General features: G+C 39.6%; 15 protein-coding genes, 3 tRNA genes, 3 rRNA genes and 1 pseudogene. All 22 read left to right on the forward strand.

Annotation, left to right across the window (positions count from 1 at the left end; genetic code table 11):
- A partial coding sequence (gene dnaA, locus ACLV7H_RS00005) for a chromosomal replication initiator protein DnaA (protein WP_411866017.1) occupies positions 1–933 on the forward strand: 933 nt, incomplete at its 5' end.
- Between the two features lie 158 nt (positions 934–1,091).
- Positions 1,092–2,228 (forward strand): DNA polymerase III subunit beta, encoded by a 1,137-nt coding sequence (dnaN, locus tag ACLV7H_RS00010; protein ID WP_045592605.1) that lies wholly within the window; start codon positions 1,092–1,094, stop codon positions 2,226–2,228.
- A gap of 64 nt (positions 2,229–2,292) precedes the next feature.
- Entirely contained in the window at positions 2,293–2,487 is a 195-nt protein-coding gene (locus ACLV7H_RS00015) for a DUF951 domain-containing protein (RefSeq protein ID WP_045592604.1), read from the forward strand.
- Positions 2,488–2,571: 84 nt separating this feature from the next.
- Positions 2,572–3,687: a redox-regulated ATPase YchF gene (ychF, locus tag ACLV7H_RS00020; RefSeq protein WP_001218700.1), complete on the forward strand. Its 1,116-nt coding sequence runs from the start codon at positions 2,572–2,574 to the stop codon at positions 3,685–3,687.
- A gap of 72 nt (positions 3,688–3,759) precedes the next feature.
- Positions 3,760–4,326 carry an aminoacyl-tRNA hydrolase gene (gene pth, locus ACLV7H_RS00025; RefSeq protein ID WP_411866018.1) on the forward strand — a complete coding sequence of 189 codons (567 nt, stop codon included), beginning with the start codon at positions 3,760–3,762 and terminating at the stop codon, positions 4,324–4,326.
- A 3-nt stretch (positions 4,327–4,329) separates the two neighbouring features.
- Complete coding sequence (gene mfd, locus ACLV7H_RS00030) at positions 4,330–7,821, forward strand: transcription-repair coupling factor (protein ID WP_411866019.1); 3,492 nt, start codon at positions 4,330–4,332, stop codon at positions 7,819–7,821.
- A 115-nt stretch (positions 7,822–7,936) separates the two neighbouring features.
- Positions 7,937–8,203 (forward strand): RNA-binding S4 domain-containing protein, encoded by a 267-nt coding sequence (locus tag ACLV7H_RS00035; protein WP_001234975.1) that lies wholly within the window; start codon positions 7,937–7,939, stop codon positions 8,201–8,203.
- On the forward strand, positions 8,196–8,564 hold the full coding sequence (locus ACLV7H_RS00040; protein WP_045592600.1) for a septum formation initiator family protein: 369 nt from the start codon (positions 8,196–8,198) through the stop codon (positions 8,562–8,564). The genes ACLV7H_RS00035 and ACLV7H_RS00040 overlap by 8 nt, the downstream gene beginning before the upstream one ends.
- A gap of 4 nt (positions 8,565–8,568) precedes the next feature.
- Complete coding sequence (locus ACLV7H_RS00045) at positions 8,569–8,691, forward strand: SP_0009 family protein (RefSeq protein ID WP_000429343.1); 123 nt, start codon at positions 8,569–8,571, stop codon at positions 8,689–8,691.
- On the forward strand, positions 8,684–9,952 hold the full coding sequence (locus tag ACLV7H_RS00050; protein ID WP_411866020.1) for a serine hydrolase: 1,269 nt from the start codon (positions 8,684–8,686) through the stop codon (positions 9,950–9,952). The genes ACLV7H_RS00045 and ACLV7H_RS00050 overlap by 8 nt, the downstream gene beginning before the upstream one ends.
- Complete coding sequence (gene tilS, locus ACLV7H_RS00055; protein ID WP_411866021.1) at positions 9,949–11,226, forward strand: tRNA lysidine(34) synthetase TilS; 1,278 nt, start codon at positions 9,949–9,951, stop codon at positions 11,224–11,226. The genes ACLV7H_RS00050 and tilS overlap by 4 nt, the downstream gene beginning before the upstream one ends.
- Before the next feature lie 4 nt (positions 11,227–11,230).
- On the forward strand, positions 11,231–11,773 hold the full coding sequence (gene hpt, locus ACLV7H_RS00060) for a hypoxanthine phosphoribosyltransferase (protein ID WP_411866022.1): 543 nt from the start codon (positions 11,231–11,233) through the stop codon (positions 11,771–11,773).
- A gap of 15 nt (positions 11,774–11,788) precedes the next feature.
- Positions 11,789–13,747, forward strand: coding sequence for an ATP-dependent zinc metalloprotease FtsH (gene ftsH / locus ACLV7H_RS00065; protein ID WP_045592596.1), 1,959 nt, complete (start codon positions 11,789–11,791; stop codon positions 13,745–13,747).
- Between the two features lie 39 nt (positions 13,748–13,786).
- Positions 13,787–14,047: pseudogene (locus tag ACLV7H_RS00070) on the forward strand (23S rRNA (uracil-5-)-methyltransferase RumA); the annotation flags it as partial.
- A 57-nt stretch (positions 14,048–14,104) separates the two neighbouring features.
- A tRNA-Glu gene (locus ACLV7H_RS00075) sits at positions 14,105–14,176 on the forward strand.
- A gap of 233 nt (positions 14,177–14,409) precedes the next feature.
- Positions 14,410–15,958 (forward strand): 16S ribosomal RNA (locus ACLV7H_RS00080).
- 51 nt (positions 15,959–16,009) lie between these two features.
- Positions 16,010–16,082: transfer RNA gene (locus ACLV7H_RS00085), tRNA-Ala, on the forward strand.
- Positions 16,083–16,206: 124 nt separating this feature from the next.
- Positions 16,207–19,107: ribosomal RNA gene (locus ACLV7H_RS00090) — 23S ribosomal RNA — on the forward strand.
- Positions 19,108–19,183: 76 nt separating this feature from the next.
- Positions 19,184–19,299: ribosomal RNA gene (gene rrf, locus ACLV7H_RS00095) — 5S ribosomal RNA — on the forward strand.
- Together the 16S, 23S and 5S rRNA genes with 3 tRNA genes alongside form the textbook arrangement of a ribosomal RNA operon.
- A gap of 5 nt (positions 19,300–19,304) precedes the next feature.
- Positions 19,305–19,378 (forward strand) — tRNA-Asn (locus ACLV7H_RS00100).
- A gap of 208 nt (positions 19,379–19,586) precedes the next feature.
- The gene (gene comW, locus ACLV7H_RS00105) at positions 19,587–19,823 is read left to right on the forward strand and encodes a sigma(X)-activator ComW (protein ID WP_045593760.1); all 237 of its coding nucleotides are present in this window, start codon (positions 19,587–19,589) and stop codon (positions 19,821–19,823) included.
- A gap of 241 nt (positions 19,824–20,064) precedes the next feature.
- Positions 20,065–21,351 carry an adenylosuccinate synthase gene (locus ACLV7H_RS00110; RefSeq protein ID WP_411866023.1) on the forward strand — a complete coding sequence of 429 codons (1,287 nt, stop codon included), beginning with the start codon at positions 20,065–20,067 and terminating at the stop codon, positions 21,349–21,351.
- Positions 21,352–21,360 lie beyond the last annotated feature (9 nt).

Consider the following 21,360-nt stretch of genomic DNA (forward strand, 5'->3'; position numbering starts at 1 on the left):
TTAGCTCTGACCTATAATCCTCTTTTCATCTATGGAGGACCTGGTCTTGGAAAGACTCATTTGCTCAATGCGATTGGAAATGAGATTTTGAAAAATATTCCTGATGCGCGTGTCAAATACATTCCTGCCGAAAGCTTTATCAATGACTTTCTTGAACACTTGCGACTTGGGGAAATGGAAAAGTTCAAAAAGACTTACCGTAGTCTTGATCTCTTATTAATCGATGATATCCAATCTCTCAGTGGCAAAAAAGTAGCGACCCAGGAAGAATTTTTCAATACCTTCAATGCTCTTCATGATAAACAGAAACAGATTGTTCTAACCAGTGATCGAAGTCCTAAACACCTAGAAGGACTTGAAGAGAGACTTGTCACGCGCTTTAGCTGGGGATTGACGCAAAATATCACTCCTCCTGACTTTGAGACACGTATCGCCATTCTTCAAAGTAAAACAGAGCATTTGGATTACCATTTCCAAAGTGATACTCTGGAATACTTGGCTGGCCAATTTGATTCAAATGTTCGAGAACTGGAAGGAGCAATCAACGATATCACTTTAATTGCCAGAGTAAAGAATATTAAGGATATCACTATTGATATTGCTGCAGAAGCTATTAGAGCACGTAAACAAGACGCCCGCCAGATACTTGTTATTCCAATTGAGAAAATTCAAACTGAGGTTGGTAATTTTTATGGAGTGAGTGTCAAAGAAATGAAGGGTACGAGACGAGTTCAAAACATCGTTTTAGCACGTCAAGTTGCCATGTACCTAGCTAGAGAACTGACAGATAACAGTCTTCCAAAAATCGGAAAAGAATTTGGCGGAAAGGATCACACCACCGTTATTCATGCCCATGCTAAAATTAAATCATTGATTGACGAAGATGATAATTTACGTTTAGAAATAGAAGCAATCAAAAAGAAAATTAAGTAGCTTGTGGATAACTTTTCCTTTCTTATCTTTTTTATCCACATTTTTTAAACAAGCTAAGAAGCTTGAATTTACTAAAGAGAAATCAGTTTTCCACAGAATTCACACACTCTATTATTACTATTAACTTTCTAATACTAAGAATAAATAAAGGAGAATCCATGATTCATTTTTCAATTAATAAAAATTTATTTTTACAAGCCTTAAATACTACAAAAAGAGCAATTAGCTCTAAAAATGCTATTCCGATTTTATCAACAATCAAAATTGATGTTAGCAATGAAGGAATTACTTTAATTGGATCAAATGGTCAAATTTCTATTGAAAATTTCATTTCTCAAAAAAATGAAGATGCTGGTCTTTTGATTACTTCCTTAGGTTCGATTCTTCTTGAAGCCTCTTTCTTTATCAATGTTGTATCCAGTCTTCCAGATGTAACCCTTGATTTCAAAGAGATTGAACAAAAACAAATTGTCTTAACAAGTGGTAAATCAGAAATTACCCTAAAAGGAAAAGATAGCGAACAATACCCACGCATCCAAGAAATTTCAGCAAGCACACCTTTGGATCTTGAAACAAAACTACTCAAGAAAATTATCAATGAAACAGCTTTTGCTGCAAGTACGCAGGAAAGTCGTCCAATTTTAACAGGTGTCCACTTCGTATTGAGCCAACACAAAGAACTAAAAACGGTTGCGACAGACTCACACCGCCTTAGCCAGAAGAAATTGACTCTTGAAAAAAATGGTGATGATTTCGATGTAGTAATTCCTAGTCGTTCTCTACGCGAATTTTCAGCGGTATTTACAGACGATATTGAAACTGTAGAGATTTTCTTTGCAAATAATCAAATCCTCTTTAGAAGCGAAAATATTAGCTTCTACACTCGTCTCCTAGAAGGAAATTATCCTGATACAGATCGCTTGATTCCAACAGACTTTAACACTACAATTACTTTTGATGTGGTTAATTTGCGTCAAACTATGGAGCGTGCACGTCTCTTATCAAGTGCGACTCAAAATGGTACTGTGAAGCTTGAAATTAAAGGTGGAGTTGTTAGCGCCCATGTTCACTCTCCAGAAGTTGGTAAAGTAAACGAAGAAATCGATACGGAGCAGGTGACTGGTGATGATTTAACTATTAGTTTCAACCCAACTTACTTGATTGATTCCCTCAAGGCTTTAAATAGCGAAAAGGTAACTATTAGCTTTATCTCAGCTGTTCGTCCATTTACTCTTGTGCCAGCAGATACTGACGAAGACTTCATGCAGCTCATTACACCAGTTCGTACAAATTAAGTGAAAGAGGTTGAGCCTGGCTCGCCTCTTTTATGATATAATCGAAAAAGAAAAGGAGAGTAGTATGTATCAAGTTGGAAATTTTGTTGAAATGAAAAAACCACATGCTTGCACCATCAAGTCAACAGGTAAAAAGGCCAATCGTTGGAAAATTACACGTGTAGGGGCAGATATCAAAATCAAATGTAGCAATTGTGACCACCTTGTCATGATGAGTCGCTATGATTTTGAACGAAAAATGAATAAGATTATTGACTAAGAATCCTTAGTTAGAGGGTTAGCAAGTTTTCCCTTTTTGTGTTATAATGTTAGGGATTGAAATGAGAACGGAGAATGAGAAACTATGGCTTTAACAGCAGGTATCGTTGGTTTGCCAAACGTTGGTAAATCAACCCTTTTTAATGCAATTACAAAAGCAGGAGCAGAGGCAGCAAACTACCCATTTGCGACTATTGATCCAAATGTTGGAATGGTAGAAGTTCCAGATGAACGCCTACAAAAACTAACTGAAATGATCACACCTAAAAAGACAGTCCCAACAACCTTTGAATTTACAGATATTGCAGGGATTGTAAAAGGAGCATCAAAAGGAGAAGGTCTAGGAAATAAATTCTTGGCTAATATCCGTGAAGTAGATGCGATTGTTCATGTAGTTCGTGCTTTTGATGATGAAAATGTTATGCGCGAGCAAGGACGTGAAGACGCCTTTGTGGATCCACTTGCAGATATTGATACCATTAACCTAGAGTTGATTCTTGCTGACCTAGAGTCAGTAAATAAACGCTATGCGCGTGTAGAAAAGATGGCACGTACGCAAAAAGATAAGGAATCTGTGGCGGAATTCAATGTTCTTCAAAAAATTAAACCAGTCCTTGAAGATGGAAAATCAGCACGTACCATTGAATTCACAGATGAGGAACAAAAAGTAGTCAAAGGACTCTTCCTTCTGACAACCAAACCAGTTCTTTATGTTGCTAATGTGGATGAAGATGTCGTTTCAGATCCAGATTCTATCGATTATGTCAAACAAATTCGTGAATTTGCAGCGACAGAGAATGCTGAAGTAGTAGTTATTTCCGCGCGTGCTGAAGAAGAAATTTCTGAGTTAGATGATGAAGATAAGCAAGAGTTTCTTGAAGCACTTGGCTTGACAGAATCAGGTGTTGATAAATTGACTCGAGCTGCTTACCACTTACTTGGACTTGGAACTTACTTTACAGCTGGTGAAAAAGAAGTCCGTGCTTGGACCTTTAAGCGTGGTATGAAAGCTCCTCAAGCAGCTGGTATTATCCACTCTGACTTCGAAAAAGGCTTTATTCGTGCAGTAACCATGTCATATGAGGATCTAGTGAAATACGGATCTGAAAAGGCTGTAAAAGAAGCTGGACGCTTGCGTGAAGAAGGAAAAGAATATATCGTTCAAGATGGCGATATCATGGAATTCCGCTTTAATGTCTAATAATATTTAACAAATAGTGTCAAATAGGTTGGAAAAAAATTCCAACCCTTTTGGCTTTTGAAAGGAAAATAAATGACTAAATTACTTGTTGGATTAGGAAATCCAGGGGTTAAATATTTTGAAACCAAGCACAATGTTGGCTTTATGTTGATTGACCAATTAGCTAAAAAACAAAATGTCACTTTCACACACGATAAAATATTTCAAGCTGACCTAGCATCTTTTTTTCTTAATGGTGAAAAAATTTATCTTGTCAAACCAACGACGTTTATGAATGAAAGCGGGAAAGCTGTTCATGCTTTATTGACTTACTATGGTTTGGATATTGAAGATTTACTCGTTATTTACGACGACCTTGACATGGAAGTTGGAAAAATTCGTTTAAGAGCAAAGGGCTCAGCAGGTGGTCATAATGGGATCAAATCTATTATTCAACATATAGGTACTCAGGTCTTTAACCGTGTTAAAATAGGTATTGGAAGACCTAAAAAAGGTATGTCAGTGGTTCACCATGTTTTAAGTAAGTTTGATCAGGATGACTATGTAGGTGTTTTACAGTCGATTGACAAGGTTGACAATGCTGTAAACTACTTTTTACAAGAGAAAAACTTTGAGAAAACAATGCAGAGGTATAATTGATAAATGGTGACTTTATTAGATTTATTCTCAGAAAATGACCAGATAAAAAAATGGCATCAAAATCTGATAGATAAGAAAAGACAACTAATACTTGGTTTATCAATGTCTACTAAGGCTCTTGCAATTGCAAGCAGCCTAGAAAAAGAAAATAAGATTGTGTTACTGACTTCAACTTATGGAGAAGCAGAAAGAATTATCAGTGATCTTCTTTCTCTCTTAGGAGAGGAATTTGTATATCCATTTTTGGTTGATGACTCTCCTATGGTAGAGTTTTTGATGTCTTCACAAGAAAAAATCATTTCGCGAGTTGAAGCCTTGCGTTTTTTAACTGATTCATCTAAGAAAGGGATTTTAGTTTGTAATATCGCAGCAAGTCGCTTGATTTTACCTTCTCCAACTGGATTTAAAGAAAGTATTATAAGGATTGCAGTCGGTGAAGAATATGACCAACATGACCTTCTTCACAAATTAAAGGAAATAGGCTATCGCAAAGTTACGCAAGTACAGACCCAAGGTGAGTTTAGTATTCGAGGAGATATTTTAGATATTTTTGAGATGTCTCAGTTAGAACCTTTCCGAATTGAGTTTTTTGGTGATGAAGTAGATGGTATTCGTACTTTTGAAGTCGAAACACAATTATCAAAAGAAAATCAAACAGAACTCACTATCTTTCCAGCTAGTGATCTGCTTTTGAGAGAAAAGGATTATCAACGAGGTCAGTCGGCTTTAGAAAAGCAAATTTCGAAGACTCTATCGCCGATTTTGAAATCCTATCTAGAAGAAATTTTGTCAAGTTTTCATCAAAAACAAGTACATTCAGATAGTCGAAAGTTTTTGTCCTTATGTTATGATAAAACATGGACTGTCTTTGATTATATTGAAAAAGATACACCAGTATTCTTTGATGACTATCAAAAATTGATGAATCAGTATGAATCCTTTGAAAGAGAATTAGCACAATACTTTACAGAAGATTTACAGAATGGTAAATCATTTTCTGGGATGCAGTATTTTGCAGATACAGAGCAAACCTATAAAAAACAAAGTCCAGTTACCTTTTTCTCCAATCTGCAAAAGGGCTTAGGAAATCTTAAGTTTGATCACATTTATCAATTTAATCAATACCCCATGCAAGAGTTTTTCAATCAATTTTCATTTTTAAAAGATGAAATTGAGCGATACAAAAAAATGGACTACACCATTGTTTTGCAGTCTAGCAATTCAATGGGAAGTAAAACATTGGAGGATGTTTTAGAGGAATACCAAATCAAATTGGATTCCAAAGATAAGTCAAGTATCTGTAAAGAATCTGTAAACTTGATTGAGGGTAATCTAAGACATGGTTTTCATTTTGTAGATGAAAAAATTCTCTTGATTACTGAACATGAGATTTTTCAAAAGAAATTAAAACGTCGGTTTAGAAGACAACATGCTTCAAATGCAGAGCGATTAAAAGATTATAATGAACTTGAAAAAGGTGACTACGTTGTTCACCATATTCATGGAATTGGTCAATATTTAGGAATCGAAACAATTGAAATCAAAGGGATTCACCGTGATTATGTCAGTGTACAGTATCAAAATGGTGACCAAATCTCCATCCCAGTAGAACAGATTCAGTTACTGTCTAAATATGTTTCAAGTGATGGGAAAGCGCCAAAACTTAATAAATTAAATGATGGTCATTTCAAAAAGGCCAAGCAAAAAGTTAAGAACCAGGTAGAGGATATAGCTGATGATTTAATCAAACTTTATTCTGAGCGTAGTCAGTTGAAGGGGTTTGCTTTCTCAACTGATGATGATGAGCAACATGCTTTTGATGATGCCTTCCCTTATGTTGAAACGGATGATCAACTTCGTAGTATTGAGGAAATCAAGAGAGATATGCAGGATTCTCATCCCATGGATCGACTTTTAGTTGGGGATGTTGGTTTTGGAAAGACTGAAGTTGCAATGCGTGCAGCATTTAAGGCTGTCAATGATCACAAACAGGTGGTCGTTCTAGTTCCAACGACGGTTTTAGCGCAACAGCACTATACGAATTTTAAGGAACGATTCCAAAATTTTGCTGTTAATATTGATGTGTTGAGTCGCTTTAGAAGTAAAAAAGAGCAGGCAGAAACACTTGAAAAACTAAAGAATGGTCAAGTCGATATTTTGATTGGAACGCATCGTGTTTTGTCAAAAGATGTTGTGTTTTCAGATTTGGGATTGATGATTATTGATGAGGAACAACGATTTGGTGTCAAGCATAAGGAAACTTTGAAAGAACTGAAAAAACAAGTAGATGTTCTAACCTTGACAGCAACGCCAATCCCTCGTACTCTCCACATGTCTATGCTGGGAATCCGAGATTTGTCTGTTATTGAAACTCCTCCAACCAATCGCTATCCTGTTCAAACCTATGTATTAGAGAAGAATGATAGTGTCATTCGTGATGCTGTCTTGCGTGAAATGGAGCGTGGAGGTCAAATTTACTATCTTTACAATAAGGTTGACACGATTGACCAGAAGGTTTCGGAATTACAGGAGTTGATTCCAGAGGCTTCGATTGGGTATGTTCATGGACAAATGAGTGAAATTCAGTTGGAAAATACTCTACTTGATTTCATTGAAGGTCAGTATGATATTTTGGTGACGACTACTATTATTGAGACAGGGGTAGATATTCCAAATGCCAATACCTTATTTATTGAAAATGCAGACCATATGGGTTTGTCAACCTTGTATCAATTAAGAGGAAGAGTCGGTCGTAGTAATCGTATTGCCTATGCCTATCTTATGTATCGTCCAGAAAAATCAATTAGTGAAGTCTCTGAAAAGAGATTAGAAGCGATTAAGGGATTTACAGAATTAGGCTCAGGATTTAAGATTGCGATGCGAGATCTTTCGATTCGTGGAGCAGGAAATCTCCTAGGAAAATCGCAGTCTGGTTTCATTGATTCTGTTGGTTTTGAATTGTATTCACAGTTATTAGAGGAAGCTATTGCTAAACGGAACGGTAATGTGAATAAAAGAATCAAAGGAAATGCTGAGTTGATTTTACAAATTGATGCTTATCTTCCTGATACTTATATTTCTGACCAACGACATAAGATTGAAATTTACAAGAAAATTCGTCAAATTGACAATCGTGTCAACTATGAAGAACTACAAGAAGAGTTGATGGACCGCTTTGGAGAATACCCAGACGTAGTAGCATACCTTTTAGAGATTGGTTTGGTCAAGTCATATTTTGACAAGGTATTTGTAGAACGTGTGGAAAGAAAAGAAAATAAGATTACAGTTCAATTTGAAAAAGTCACTCAACGACTATTCTTGGCTCAAGATTATTTTAAAGCTTTATCCGCAACGAATTTAAAAGCAGCCATAGCTGAGAATAAGGGATTAATGGAAGTTGTATTCGATGTCCGAAACAAGAAGGATTATGAAATTTTAGAAGGTTTGCTGATTTTTGGAGAAAGTTTATTAGAGATAAAAGAATCAGTTTATTAGAGATAAAAGAATCAGTTTATTAGAGATAAAAGAATCAAAGGAAGCAAATCCCATTTAACATTTTTCTTCTATAAAAAGGATAAAAATGGTACAATAATATTTTGAGGTAATAAAAATGAGATTAGACAAGTATTTAAAAGTATCACGAATTATTAAGCGTCGCACAGTCGCAAAAGAAGTAGCAGATAAAGGTAGAATCAAGGTGAATGGAATCTTGGCCAAAAGTTCAACGGATTTGAAAGTTGATGACCAAGTTGAAATTCGCTTTGGAAATAAGTTGTTGCTTGTTAAAGTACTAGAGATGAAAGATAGTACAAAAAAAGAAGATGCAGCAGGCATGTATGAAATTCTCAGTGAAACACGGGTAGAAGAAAATGTCTAAAAATATTGTACAGATGAATAATTCTTTTATTCAAAATGAACACCAACGTCGTCGTTACCTGATGAAGGAGAGACAAAAGAGGAATCGTTTTATGGGTTGGATCCTTATTTTGATGATTTTGTTGTTTATTTTACCAACTTATAACTTGGCCAAAAGCTATGATCAGTTACTGCAACGCCGCCAGCAATTGACAGAGTTGAAAGAGCAGTACCAAACTCTTAGTGACGAAAAGGATAAGGAATCTGCTTTTGCTGCAAAGTTGAAAGATGAAGACTATGTAGCAAAATATGCACGCGCCAAGTACTATTACTCAAAGAAACGAGAAGCAATTTACACAATTCCTGATTTGCTTCCGAGGTAATGTCATGGAAAATTTATTGGAAGTTGTTGAGCAGTTTCTAAGCTTATCAGATGAAAAATTAGAGGAATTGGCAGCTAAAAACCATTTATTACGATTGCAAGAAGAAAGGGAAGAGAAGAATGCGTAAGTTCTTAGTAGTTTTATTGCTACCTGCTTTTATCATAACCTCAAGAGTAGTTAGCACAGAAAAACAGCTTCCTTACTCTTCGCAAGAAATTTATTATCTAACCGAGTCTGATTATGGATTCTACTATAAAGAAACTCTGGAGACCCCAATGGTATACGGAGAAACAGCTGTCTATGCTAATGAGGATCTTGTCAAGGAGTCTGGTAAATTGACTCCTGGAACCACCTTTAAAATCGTAGAATGGCGTTTGAATAGACAAGGTGTTCCTGTTTTTAGATTAGATAATCATCAATTTATCGTTGCAGATAAGCGTTTGGTCTATGATCAAAGTCAAGTTCAAACTCAAAATAAACAAGTATGGTTAGAACCAGGGTTTGTTATTTATAACAGCCCTTATGACGCTAAAGAAATTTCTTCTACCCTCTCTCCCTATCAACACGTACTAGTGGATAGAACTCTCTTTGCTGAGGGACAAGAATTTCTGCATATTGATCAAGTTGGGTGGGTATCCAAAGAGTTCGTCTCAGAAGAAGATAATCGCATCCAGAAGGTTCAAGAAGTTTTATCAAACAACTATCAGAATGAAAATTATTCTATTTATGTTAAACAACTGAGCACGGGTAAAGAGGCTGGGGTGAATGAAGACAGCAAACTCTATGCAGCTAGCATCTTGAAACTAGCCTATCTTTATTATGCTCAAGATAAGATAAATCAAGGAGAGTATACGTTAGACAGTAGCTTCAAGTATGTCCCAGAAGTAAATAGTTTCCCTGGGTCCTATAAACCAGAAGGTAGTGGTAGCTTACCTAAAAAAGAAGATAACAAAGAATACAGTCTTCAACAGTTAATTACCAAGGTAACAAAAGAGTCTGACAATGTTGCTCATAATATTTTAGGTTATTATGTGACCAATCAATCTGACGGGGCTTTCAAAGAAAAAATGTCCACCATTATGGGTGAAGATTGGGATGTGAATGATAAATTGACTTCTTCAAAAATGGCTGGAAAAGTCATGGAAGCTATTTATAATCAGAATGGTTTTGTCTTAGAGTCTCTGAGCAAGACTGATTTTGACAACCAAAGAATTGCAAAAGGTGTTTCGGTTAAGTTAGCTCATAAAATCGGAGATGCCGACGAGTTTAAACATGACACTGCCATTGTTTATACGGATTCTCCTTTCGTTCTTTCCATTTTCACCAAAAATTCTGATTATGACACCATTTCTAAGATAGCCAAGGATGTCTATGAGGTTCTAAAATGAGGAAACAGGATTTTTTAAATCATTTTCTCCGAAAAGAGTATTTCAAAAAACATTCTAAAGTATTATTGGCTCTGTCTGGTGGACTTGATTCAATGTTTTTATTCCAGTTATTGTCTACTTATCAAGAAGAGTTGGGAATTGAGTTGATTTTAGCTCATGTCAATCACAAGCAGAGAAGTGAGTCTGACTGGGAGGAAAATGAACTAAGGAAGTTAGCTGATGCAGCTGAACTTCCTATTTATATCACAAGCTTTTCAGGAGACTTTTCAGAAGCGCGTGCTCGAGAGTTTCGTTATGATTTTTTTAGGAAAATCATAAAAGAGGTTGGAGCAACTGCCTTGGTTACTGCCCATCATGCAGATGATCAGGTTGAAACGATTTTGATGCGCTTGATTCGAGGAAGTCGGCTACGTCATTTAACAGGAATAAAAGGAAGCCAAGTAGTTGATGATATTGAAATCCTCCGTCCCTTATTGCATTTTCATAAAAAGGATTTTCCACCAATTTTTCATTTCGAAGATCAAACAAATCGTGAGAACAGCTATTTTCGAAATCGGATTCGAAATAGGTATTTACCAGAACTTGAAAAAGAAAATCCTCGTCTTAAATCCGCCCTTTTAGATTTAGGAAGAGAGATTTCAGATTACCAAGCAACAATAACGGAGCTTTCTAAACAAATTGATGTGGAAGATTTGAATGAGCTATTTTCATACTCACAACAAACTCAAGGGATCTTGCTCCAGAATTATCTGAATCAATTTCCAGACTTAAATCTAACAAAGGCTCAGTTTGCTGATGTTAAACAGATTTTAGCAACAAAAAGCCAGTATCGTCATTCTCTTAAAAATGGCTATGAATTGATAAAAGAGTATCAGAATTTTCGAGTTTGTAAAATCAGTCCTCAGTCCGATGAAAAGGAAGATGAACTTGTGTTACACTATCAAAATCAAGTTCGATATATGGGCTATTTATTTTCCTTTGGCATCCCTATTGAAGGGGATTTTGTTCAAAAAGTAATGGTTTCACGGGAAACATTTGTACATATTAGATGTCGAAAATCTGGCGATGTTATTATCCTAAATGGTCATCGAAAGAAACTGAGACGCTTATTTATAGATTTGAAAATCCCTATTGAAAAACGAAAAACAACCCCTATTATTGAGCAATTTGGAGAAATTGTCTCAATTTTAGGAATTGCGACCAGTGATTTGAGTAAAAACACGAAAAATGATATAATGAACACTGTAATTTATATAGAAAAAATAGATAGGTAAAAAGATGTTAGAACACGATATTAAAAAAATCCTCGTTTCACATGATGAAATTACAGAAGCAGCTAAAAAGCTAGGTTCGCAACTAACAAAAGAATATGAGGGGAAAAATCCAATTCTTATTGGAATTTTGAAAGGATCGATTCCTTTTATGGCTGAATTGGTCAAACATATTGATACGCATATTGAGATGGACTTCATGATGGTATCTAGCTACCATGGTGGAACAGCAAGTAGTGGTGTGATCAATATCAAGCAAGACGTGACTCAAGATATCAAAGGAAGACATGTTTTATTTGTAGAGGATATCATCGATACAGGTCAAACCTTGAAAAATTTGCGAGATATGTTTATTGAAAGAGAAGCAGCTTCTGTTAAAATCGCGACTTTGTTGGATAAACCAGAGGGACGTGTTGTTGAAATTGAAGCGGATTATACTTGCTTTACTATTCCAAATGAGTTTGTAGTAGGTTATGGTCTAGATTATAAAGAAAATTATCGTAACCTTCCTTATGTTGGAGTATTGAAAGAAGAAGTTTATTCAAATTAGAAAGATCTATCTTTAATGAAAAAACAAAATAATGGTTTAGTTAGAAACCCATTTCTATACTTGTTAATTATCTTCTTCCTAGTGACAGGATTCCAGTATTTTTACTCTGGAAATACTGCAGGACGAAGCGAAAAAATTAACTATACAGAACTGGTAAAAGAAATTACAGCAGACAATGTAAAAGAATTAACCTATCAGCCAAATGGTAGCGTCATTGAAGTGTCTGGTGTTTATAAAAATTCTAAGACTAGTAAAGAAGAAACGGGAATTCAATTTTTCCCTCCTACAACTACAACAGTAGAAAGATTCTCAAGTACTATTCTTCCGTCTGATTCAACCGTTTCAGAATTGCAAAAACTTGCTTCTGAACATCAGGCAGAAGTAACAGTCAAACATGAGAGTTCAAGCGGTATGTGGATCAATATCCTTGTCTCTGTTGTACCATTTGCTATTCTCTTCTTCTTCCTATTCTCTATGATGGGAAATATGGGAGGAAATAGTGGCCGAAATCCAATGAGTTTTGGACGTAGCAAGGCCAAAGCTGCAAATAAAGAAGATATCAAGGTACGATTCTCAGATGTTGCTGGTGCCGAGGAAGAAAAACAAGAATTAGTAGAAGTTGTTGAATTCCTAAAAGATCCAAAACGATTTACAAAACTTGGTGCACGTATTCCTGCAGGTGTTCTTTTGGAGGGACCTCCGGGAACAGGTAAGACCTTACTTGCTAAGGCAGTTGCTGGGGAAGCAGGTGTTCCATTCTTTAGTATCTCAGGATCTGACTTTGTAGAAATGTTTGTCGGAGTTGGTGCAAGCCGCGTTCGTTCTCTTTTTGAGGATGCAAAAAAAGCGGCACCAGCCATCATCTTTATCGATGAAATAGATGCTGTTGGTCGCCAACGTGGTGTTGGCCTAGGTGGAGGAAATGATGAACGTGAACAAACCTTGAACCAACTCTTGATTGAAATGGATGGTTTTGAGGGAAATGAAGGGATCATCGTTATCGCTGCGACGAACCGTTCAGATGTTCTAGATCCAGCTCTTCTCCGTCCAGGACGTTTTGATAGAAAAGTCTTAGTTGGTCGCCCTGATGTTAAAGGTCGTGAAGCAATCTTGAAAGTTCATGCTAAAAATAAACCTCTGGCAGAAGATGTTGATTTGAAATTAGTTGCCCAACAAACCCCAGGATTTGTGGGAGCTGACTTAGAAAATGTTCTAAATGAAGCGGCCTTAGTTGCTGCTCGTCGCAACAAATCAATCATTGACGCTTCAGATATTGATGAGGCAGAGGACAGAGTAATTGCTGGACCATCTAAGAAAGATAAAACAGTATCACAAAGAGAACGTGAATTGGTTGCTTATCATGAGGCTGGACATACCATTGTTGGTTTAGTCTTGTCAAATGCACGTGTTGTTCATAAAGTTACCATTGTACCACGTGGACGTGCAGGTGGCTACATGATTGCACTTCCGAAAGAGGATCAAATGCTTCTATCTAAAGAAGACATGAAAGAGCAATTGGCAGGTTTGATGGGCGGTCGTGTAGCTGAGGAGATTATCTTTAATGTCCAAACGACAGGAGCTTCAAATGACTTTGAACAAGCTACACAGATGGCTCGTGCAATGGTCACTGAATACGGTATGAGTGAAAAACTTGGCCCAGTTCAATACGAAGGTAATCATGCTATGTTTGGTGCACAAAGTCCTCAAAAATCAATTTCAGAACAAACAGCCTATGAGATTGATGAGGAAGTTCGTTCATTATTAAATGAGGCACGGAATAAAGCAGCTGAGATTATTCAATCAAATCGTGAAACCCACAAACTGATTGCAGAGGCATTGTTGAAATATGAAACATTGGATAGTACACAGATTAAATCTCTTTACGAAACAGGTAAAATGCCTGAGACCGTAGAAGAGGAATCCCATGCACTATCTTATGATGAAGTAAAATCAAAAATGAGTGAAGAAAAATAAATTTAGAGAGGTTCAACCTCTCTTTTTATGGTCTAATGTGATGGCTACCGAGCGGAAGCCCTGATAGTCGACCCTCCTCGTACAGGGTTAGATGATAAGCTGTTGGATACCATTCTGACCTATGTTCCAGAAAAAATGGTCTATGTTTCTTGCAATGTTTCGACCTTGGCACGAGATTTAGCTAAACTAGTAAAAGTCTATGACCTACAGTATATCCAGTCAGTCGATATGTTTCCCCACACTGCACGGACAGAAGCAGTGGTTAAGTTAGTGAAGAAAAGAAAAAATCAACTTCACTGAAAAAAGTCCTTGACAAAGGATGAAAAGTAGGTATAATAGAAAGAGTTGAAAAACTCAGGTCCGTTGGTCAAGGGGTTAAGACACCGCCTTTTCACGGCGGTAACACGGGTTCGAATCCCGTACGGACTATGGTGTATTGTGGCTAGAAAAAACTTGAAAAAAGTTTAAAAAATCTGTTGACAGAGGCAGGTAGCTGTGATATACTAATATAGTTGTCGCTCATGAGAGAAGTGAGAGACAAAGACCTTTGAAAACTGAACAAGACGAACCAATGTGCAGGGCACTATAACTGAAGTTATAGTACTGAACAATGAAAAAAACAATAAATCTGTCAGTGACAGAAATGAGTGAGAACTCAAACTTTTAATGAGAGTTTGATCCTGGCTCAGGACGAACGCTGGCGGCGTGCCTAATACATGCAAGTAGAACGCTGAAGCTTGGTGCTTGCACCGAGCGGATGAGTTGCGAACGGGTGAGTAACGCGTAGGTAACCTGCCTGGTAGCGGGGGATAACTATTGGAAACGATAGCTAATACCGCATAAGAGTAGATGTTGCATGACATTTGCTTAAAAGGTGCAATTGCATCACTACCAGATGGACCTGCGTTGTATTAGCTAGTTGGTGAGGTAACGGCTCACCAAGGCAACGATACATAGCCGACCTGAGAGGGTGATCGGCCACACTGGGACTGAGACACGGCCCAGACTCCTACGGGAGGCAGCAGTAGGGAATCTTCGGCAATGGACGGAAGTCTGACCGAGCAACGCCGCGTGAGTGAAGAAGGTTTTCGGATCGTAAAGCTCTGTTGTAAGAGAAGAACGAGTGTGAGAGTGGAAAGTTCACACTGTGACGGTATCTTACCAGAAAGGGACGGCTAACTACGTGCCAGCAGCCGCGGTAATACGTAGGTCCCGAGCGTTGTCCGGATTTATTGGGCGTAAAGCGAGCGCAGGCGGTTAGATAAGTCTGAAGTTAAAGGCTGTGGCTTAACCATAGTACGCTTTGGAAACTGTTTAACTTGAGTGCAAGAGGGGAGAGTGGAATTCCATGTGTAGCGGTGAAATGCGTAGATATATGGAGGAACACCGGTGGCGAAAGCGGCTCTCTGGCTTGTAACTGACGCTGAGGCTCGAAAGCGTGGGGAGCAAACAGGATTAGATACCCTGGTAGTCCACGCCGTAAACGATGAGTGCTAGGTGTTAGACCCTTTCCGGGGTTTAGTGCCGCAGCTAACGCATTAAGCACTCCGCCTGGGGAGTACGACCGCAAGGTTGAAACTCAAAGGAATTGACGGGGGCCCGCACAAGCGGTGGAGCATGTGGTTTAATTCGAAGCAACGCGAAGAACCTTACCAGGTCTTGACATCCCTCTGACCACTCTAGAGATAGAGTTTTCCTTCGGGACAGAGGTGACAGGTGGTGCATGGTTGTCGTCAGCTCGTGTCGTGAGATGTTGGGTTAAGTCCCGCAACGAGCGCAACCCCTATTGTTAGTTGCCATCATTTAGTTGGGCACTCTAGCGAGACTGCCGGTAATAAACCGGAGGAAGGTGGGGATGACGTCAAATCATCATGCCCCTTATGACCTGGGCTACACACGTGCTACAATGGCTGGTACAACGAGTCGCAAGCCGGTGACGGCAAGCTAATCTCTTAAAGCCAGTCTCAGTTCGGATTGTAGGCTGCAACTCGCCTACATGAAGTCGGAATCGCTAGTAATCGCGGATCAGCACGCCGCGGTGAATACGTTCCCGGGCCTTGTACACACCGCCCGTCACACCACGAGAGTTTGTAACACCCGAAGTCGGTGAGGTAACCTTTTAGGAGCCAGCCGCCTAAGGTGGGATAGATGATTGGGGTGAAGTCGTAACAAGGTAGCCGTATCGGAAGGTGCGGCTGGATCACCTCCTTTCTAAGGATAAGGAACTGCACATTGGTCTTGTTTAGTCTTGAGAGGTCTTGTGGGGCCTTAGCTCAGCTGGGAGAGCGCCTGCTTTGCACGCAGGAGGTCAGCGGTTCGATCCCGCTAGGCTCCATTGGTGAGAGATCACCAAGTAATGCACATTGAAAATTGAATATCTATATCAAATAGTAACAAGAAAATAAACCGAAAACGCTGTAGTATTAATAAGAGTTTATGACTGAAAGGTCAAAAAATAAGGTTAAGTTAATAAGGGCGCACGGTGGATGCCTTGGCACTAGGAGCCGAAGAAGGACGTGACAAACGACGATATGCCTTGGGTAGCTGTAAGTAAGCGATGATCCAGGGATTTCCGAATGGGGGAACCCAACAGGTACTACCTGTTACCCGCATCTGTTAAGGATGTGAGGAGGAAGACGCAGTGAACTGAAACATCTAAGTAGCTGCAGGAAGAGAAAGCAAAAGCGATTGCCTTAGTAGCGGCGAGCGAAACGGCAGGAGGGCAAACCGAAGAGTTTACTCTTCGGGGTTGTAGGACTGCAATGTGGACTCAAAGATTATAGAAGAATGATTTGGGAAGATCAGCCAAAGAGAGTAACAGCCTCGTATTTAAAATAGTCTTTGTACCTAGCAGTATCCTGAGTACGGCGGGACACGTGAAATCCCGTCGGAATCTGGGAGGACCATCTCCCAACCCTAAATACTCCCTAGTGACCGATAGTGAACCAGTACCGTGAGGGAAAGGTGAAAAGCACCCCGGGAGGGGAGTGAAATAGAACCTGAAACCGTGTGCCTACAACAAGTTCGAGCCCGTTAATGGGTGAGAGCGTGCCTTTTGTAGAATGAACCGGCGAGTTACGATATGATGCGAGGTTAAGTTGAAGAGACGGAGCCGCAGGGAAACCGAGTCTGAATAGGGCGCACTAGTATCATGTCGTAGACCCGAAACCATGTGACCTACCCATGAGCAGGTTGAAGGTGCGGTAAGACGCACTGGAGGACCGAACCAGGGCACGTTGAAAAGTGCTTGGATGACTTGTGGGTAGCGGAGAAATTCCAAACGAACTTGGAGATAGCTGGTTCTCTCCGAAATAGCTTTAGGGCTAGCGTCGACATAAAGATTCTTGGAGGTAGAGCACTGTTTGGGTGAGGGGTCCATCCCGGATTACCAATCTCAGATAAACTCCGAATGCCAATGAATTATGGTCGGCAGTCAGACTGCGAGTGCTAAGATCCGTAGTCGAAAGGGAAACAGCCCAGACCACCAGCTAAGGTCCCAAAATAATTGTTAAGTGGAAAAGGATGTGGGGTTGCACAGACAACTAGGATGTTAGCTTAGAAGCAGCTATTCATTCAAAGAGTGCGTAATAGCTCACTAGTCGAGTGACCCTGCGCCGAAAATGTACCGGGGCTAAAACAATTTACCGAAGCTGTGGATACCTTTATAGGTATGGTAGGAGAGCGTTCTATGTGTGATGAAGGTATACCGTGAGGAGTGCTGGAACGCATAGAAGTGAGAATGCCGGTATGAGTAGCGAAAGACAGGTGAGAATCCTGTCCACCGTAAGACTAAGGTTTCCAGGGGAAGGCTCGTCCGCCCTGGGTTAGTCGGGACCTAAGGAGAGACCGAAAGGTGTATCCGATGGACAACAGGTTGATATTCCTGTACTAGAGTATGTAGTGATGGAGGGACGCAGTAGGCTAACTAAAGCAGACGAATGGAAGAGTCTGTCTAAGCAGTGAGGTGTGAATTGAGTCAAATGCTTAATTCTATAACATTGAGCTGTGATGGGGAGCGAAGTTTAGTAGCGAAGTTAGTGACGTCACACTGCCAAGAAAAGCTTCTAGCGTTTAAACATACTCTACCCGTACCGCAAACCGACACAGGTAGTCGAGGCGAGTAGCCTCAGGTGAGCGAGAGAACTCTCGTTAAGGAACTCGGCAAAATGACCCCGTAACTTCGGGAGAAGGGGTGCTGACTTTACGTCAGCCGCAGTGAATAGGCCCAAGCAACTGTTTATCAAAAACACAGCTCTCTGCTAAATCGTAAGATGATGTATAGGGGGTGACGCCTGCCCGGTGCTGGAAGGTTAAGAGGAGTGCTTAGCGTAAGCGAAGGTATGAATTGAAGCCCCAGTAAACGGCGGCCGTAACTATAACGGTCCTAAGGTAGCGAAATTCCTTGTCGGGTAAGTTCCGACCCGCACGAAAGGCGTAATGATTTGGGCACTGTCTCAACGAGAGACTCGGTGAAATTTTAGTACCTGTGAAGATGCAGGTTACCCGCGACAGGACGGAAAGACCCCATGGAGCTTTACTGCAGTTTGATATTGAGTGTCTGTACCACATGTACAGGATAGGTAGGAGTCTAAGAGATCGGGACGCCAGTTTCGAAGGAGACGTTGTTGGGATACTACCCTTGTGTTATGGCCACTCTAACCCGGATAGGTAATCCCTATCGGAGACAGTGTCTGACGGGCAGTTTGACTGGGGCGGTCGCCTCCTAAAAGGTAACGGAGGCGCCCAAAGGTTCCCTCAGAATGGTTGGAAATCATTCGCAGAGTGTAAAGGTATAAGGGAGCTTGACTGCGAGAGCTACAACTCGAGCAGGGACGAAAGTCGGGCTTAGTGATCCGGTGGTTCCGTATGGAAGGGCCATCGCTCAACGGATAAAAGCTACCCTGGGGATAACAGGCTTATCTCCCCCAAGAGTTCACATCGACGGGGAGGTTTGGCACCTCGATGTCGGCTCGTCGCATCCTGGGGCTGTAGTCGGTCCCAAGGGTTGGGCTGTTCGCCCATTAAAGCGGCACGCGAGCTGGGTTCAGAACGTCGTGAGACAGTTCGGTCCCTATCCGTCGCGGGCGTAGGAAATTTGAGAGGATCTGCTCCTAGTACGAGAGGACCAGAGTGGACTTACCGCTGGTGTACCAGTTGTCTTGCCAAAGGCATCGCTGGGTAGCTATGTAGGGAAGGGATAAACGCTGAAAGCATCTAAGTGTGAAACCCACCTCAAGATGAGATTTCCCATGATTTTATATCAGTAAGAGCCCTGAGAGATGATCAGGTAGATAGGTTAGAAGTGGAAGTGTGGCGACACATGTAGCGGACTAATACTAATAGCTCGAGGACTTATCCAAAGTAACTGAGAATACGAAAGCGAAGGTTTTCTTGATATTTGATAGATATTCAATTTTGAGTAGGTATTACTCAGAGTTAAGTGACGATAGCCTAGGAGATACACCTGTACCCATGCCGAACACAGCAGTTAAGCCCTAGAACGCCGGAAGTAGTTGGGGGTTGCCCCCTGTGAGATATGGAAGTCGCTTAGCTTTTATCCGCCATAGCTCAGTTGGTAGTAGCGCATGACTGTTAATCATGATGTCGTAGGTTCGAGTCCTACTGGCGGAGTATAAATCGAAACGTTCAACTGAGCGTTTTTTTATTTATAAATATAGTGGGCTGTTGAAATTTCAAATTTTAATTTTTAAATCTGTAATTACCTCTTTATTTTATTTTTAGTTTGTTTAGCTTTAAATTCTTCTTTTATAGGATTTGAAGCTTTTTTAGTTCCTTTTTTTGTTAGACTAGTGTTACTAATAAGAAAGGGAATTTTTATATGCTTCAGAAATTTTATGACCGAGAATTTGTCTTTTTGAAACTAGTTGAACAAGAATATGCCTCTTTAGGTCAGAGTTGTTCAGAGTGGGAATCACTTCATCTTCGTTTTTTACTATATTATTTAATCCGATTTAAAATTAAAAGCGATAGGGACTTTTCTCTATATCACTTTAGAACAGCTTATCGTCTATATCTAGATAAATTACTGCAAGGTGGTACAACTCTCATCCAATAGGAAGTATCTATATCATAATTACGAACGATAGTTATAGATATATTTTAAAAAATATAGAATTAACTTATAATCAAAGGCTTCTGTATTTAGAAATGAAAGAATTTCCAAATCTTTTCTACTGTTTCTTCTTGATAAAATAGTGTTTTTTTCTTATAATAAATTGTAAGATATAATTGCGGGTGAAATTCCTGCCATGTATATGAGAAAGGACGAGCTCCTAGTAGCTCAGACGAATTTTATTATGACTTCAGTTGTTGTTGTAGGTACCCAGTGGGGTGATGAAGGTAAAGGGAAAATTACAGATTTTCTTTCAGCTAATGCAGAGGTAATTGCTCGTTATCAAGGTGGTGATAATGCTGGTCACACGATTGTGATTGATGGTAAGAAATTTAAGTTGCACTTGATTCCATCAGGTATTTTCTTCCCCGAAAAGATCTCTGTCATCGGGAATGGGATGGTTGTAAACCCTAAATCTCTGGTAAAAGAGTTGACTTATCTTCATGAAGAAGGTGTGACAACAGATAATTTGCGCATTTCGGACCGTGCGCATGTCATTTTGCCATATCATATTGAATTAGACCGTCTGCAAGAGGAATCTAAGGGCGACAATAAAATCGGGACTACTATCAAGGGTATTGGTCCAGCCTATATGGATAAAGCTGCTCGTGTTGGGATTCGTATTGCTGATCTTTTGGATAAGGATATTTTCCGTGAACGTTTGGAACGCAATCTTGCAGAAAAGAATCGTCTGTTTGAAAAATTGTATGGTAGTACTCCTATTTCAATTGATGATATTTTTGAAGAGTACTATGAGTATGGTCAACAAATCAAGCAGTATGTGACAGATACGTCTGTTATCTTGAACGATGCGCTTGATAATGGCAAACGTGTGCTTTTTGAAGGTGCGCAAGGTGTTATGTTGGATATTGACCAAGGTACTTATCCATTTGTTACTTCGTCAAACCCTGTCGCTGGCGGTGTGACAATCGGTTCTGGTGTTGGTCCAAGTAAGATTGACAAGGTTGTAGGTGTTTGTAAAGCCTATACGAGTCGTGTAGGGGACGGACCTTTCCCAACTGAATTATTTGATGAAGTGGGAGATCGCATTCGTGAAGTAGGTCATGAGTATGGTACGACAACTGGCCGTCCACGTCGTGTGGGTTGGTTTGACTCAGTTGTGATGCGTCATAGTCGTCGTGTATCTGGGATTACCAATCTTTCATTGAACTCTATTGATGTTTTGAGTGGTTTGGATACAGTGAAAATCTGTGTGGCCTATGATCTTGATGGACAACGTATCGACTACTATCCAGCTAGTCTTGAACAGTTGAAACGTTGCAAGCCTATCTATGAGGAATTGCCAGGTTGGTCAGAAGACATCACTGGAGTCCGTAATTTAGAAGACCTTCCTGAAAATGCACGCAATTATGTTCGTCGTGTAAGTGAGTTGGTTGGTGTTCGCATCTCAACATTCTCAGTAGGTCCTGGTCGTGAACAAACCAATATTTTAGAAAGTGTTTGGTCATAGGAAATTTTA

The sequence above is a fragment of the Streptococcus oralis genome (assembly GCF_965111685.1).
In the GTDB taxonomy this organism is placed as follows: domain Bacteria; phylum Bacillota; class Bacilli; order Lactobacillales; family Streptococcaceae; genus Streptococcus; species Streptococcus oralis_B.

Excerpts from the sequence above, each read along its gene's own strand:
- ACLV7H_RS00015 (WP_045592604.1), top strand. The coding sequence starts at position 2,293 with ATGTATCAAGTTGGAAATTTTGTTGAAATGAAAAAACCACATGCTTGC.
- tilS (WP_411866021.1), top strand. The coding sequence starts at position 9,949 with ATGAGGAAACAGGATTTTTTAAATCATTTTCTCCGAAAAGAGTATTTC.
- comW (WP_045593760.1), top strand. The coding sequence starts at position 19,587 with ATGCTTCAGAAATTTTATGACCGAGAATTTGTCTTTTTGAAACTAGTT.
- ACLV7H_RS00110 (WP_411866023.1), top strand. The coding sequence starts at position 20,065 with ATGACTTCAGTTGTTGTTGTAGGTACCCAGTGGGGTGATGAAGGTAAA.
- ACLV7H_RS00035 (WP_001234975.1), top strand. The coding sequence starts at position 7,937 with ATGAGATTAGACAAGTATTTAAAAGTATCACGAATTATTAAGCGTCGC.
- ACLV7H_RS00045 (WP_000429343.1), top strand. The coding sequence starts at position 8,569 with ATGGAAAATTTATTGGAAGTTGTTGAGCAGTTTCTAAGCTTATCAGAT.
- ychF (WP_001218700.1), top strand. The coding sequence starts at position 2,572 with ATGGCTTTAACAGCAGGTATCGTTGGTTTGCCAAACGTTGGTAAATCA.
- ftsH (WP_045592596.1), top strand. The coding sequence starts at position 11,789 with ATGAAAAAACAAAATAATGGTTTAGTTAGAAACCCATTTCTATACTTG.
- mfd (WP_411866019.1), top strand. The coding sequence starts at position 4,330 with ATGGTGACTTTATTAGATTTATTCTCAGAAAATGACCAGATAAAAAAA.
- hpt (WP_411866022.1), top strand. The coding sequence starts at position 11,231 with ATGTTAGAACACGATATTAAAAAAATCCTCGTTTCACATGATGAAATT.
- ACLV7H_RS00050 (WP_411866020.1), top strand. The coding sequence starts at position 8,684 with ATGCGTAAGTTCTTAGTAGTTTTATTGCTACCTGCTTTTATCATAACC.
- dnaN (WP_045592605.1), top strand. The coding sequence starts at position 1,092 with ATGATTCATTTTTCAATTAATAAAAATTTATTTTTACAAGCCTTAAAT.
- ACLV7H_RS00040 (WP_045592600.1), top strand. The coding sequence starts at position 8,196 with ATGTCTAAAAATATTGTACAGATGAATAATTCTTTTATTCAAAATGAA.
- pth (WP_411866018.1), top strand. The coding sequence starts at position 3,760 with ATGACTAAATTACTTGTTGGATTAGGAAATCCAGGGGTTAAATATTTT.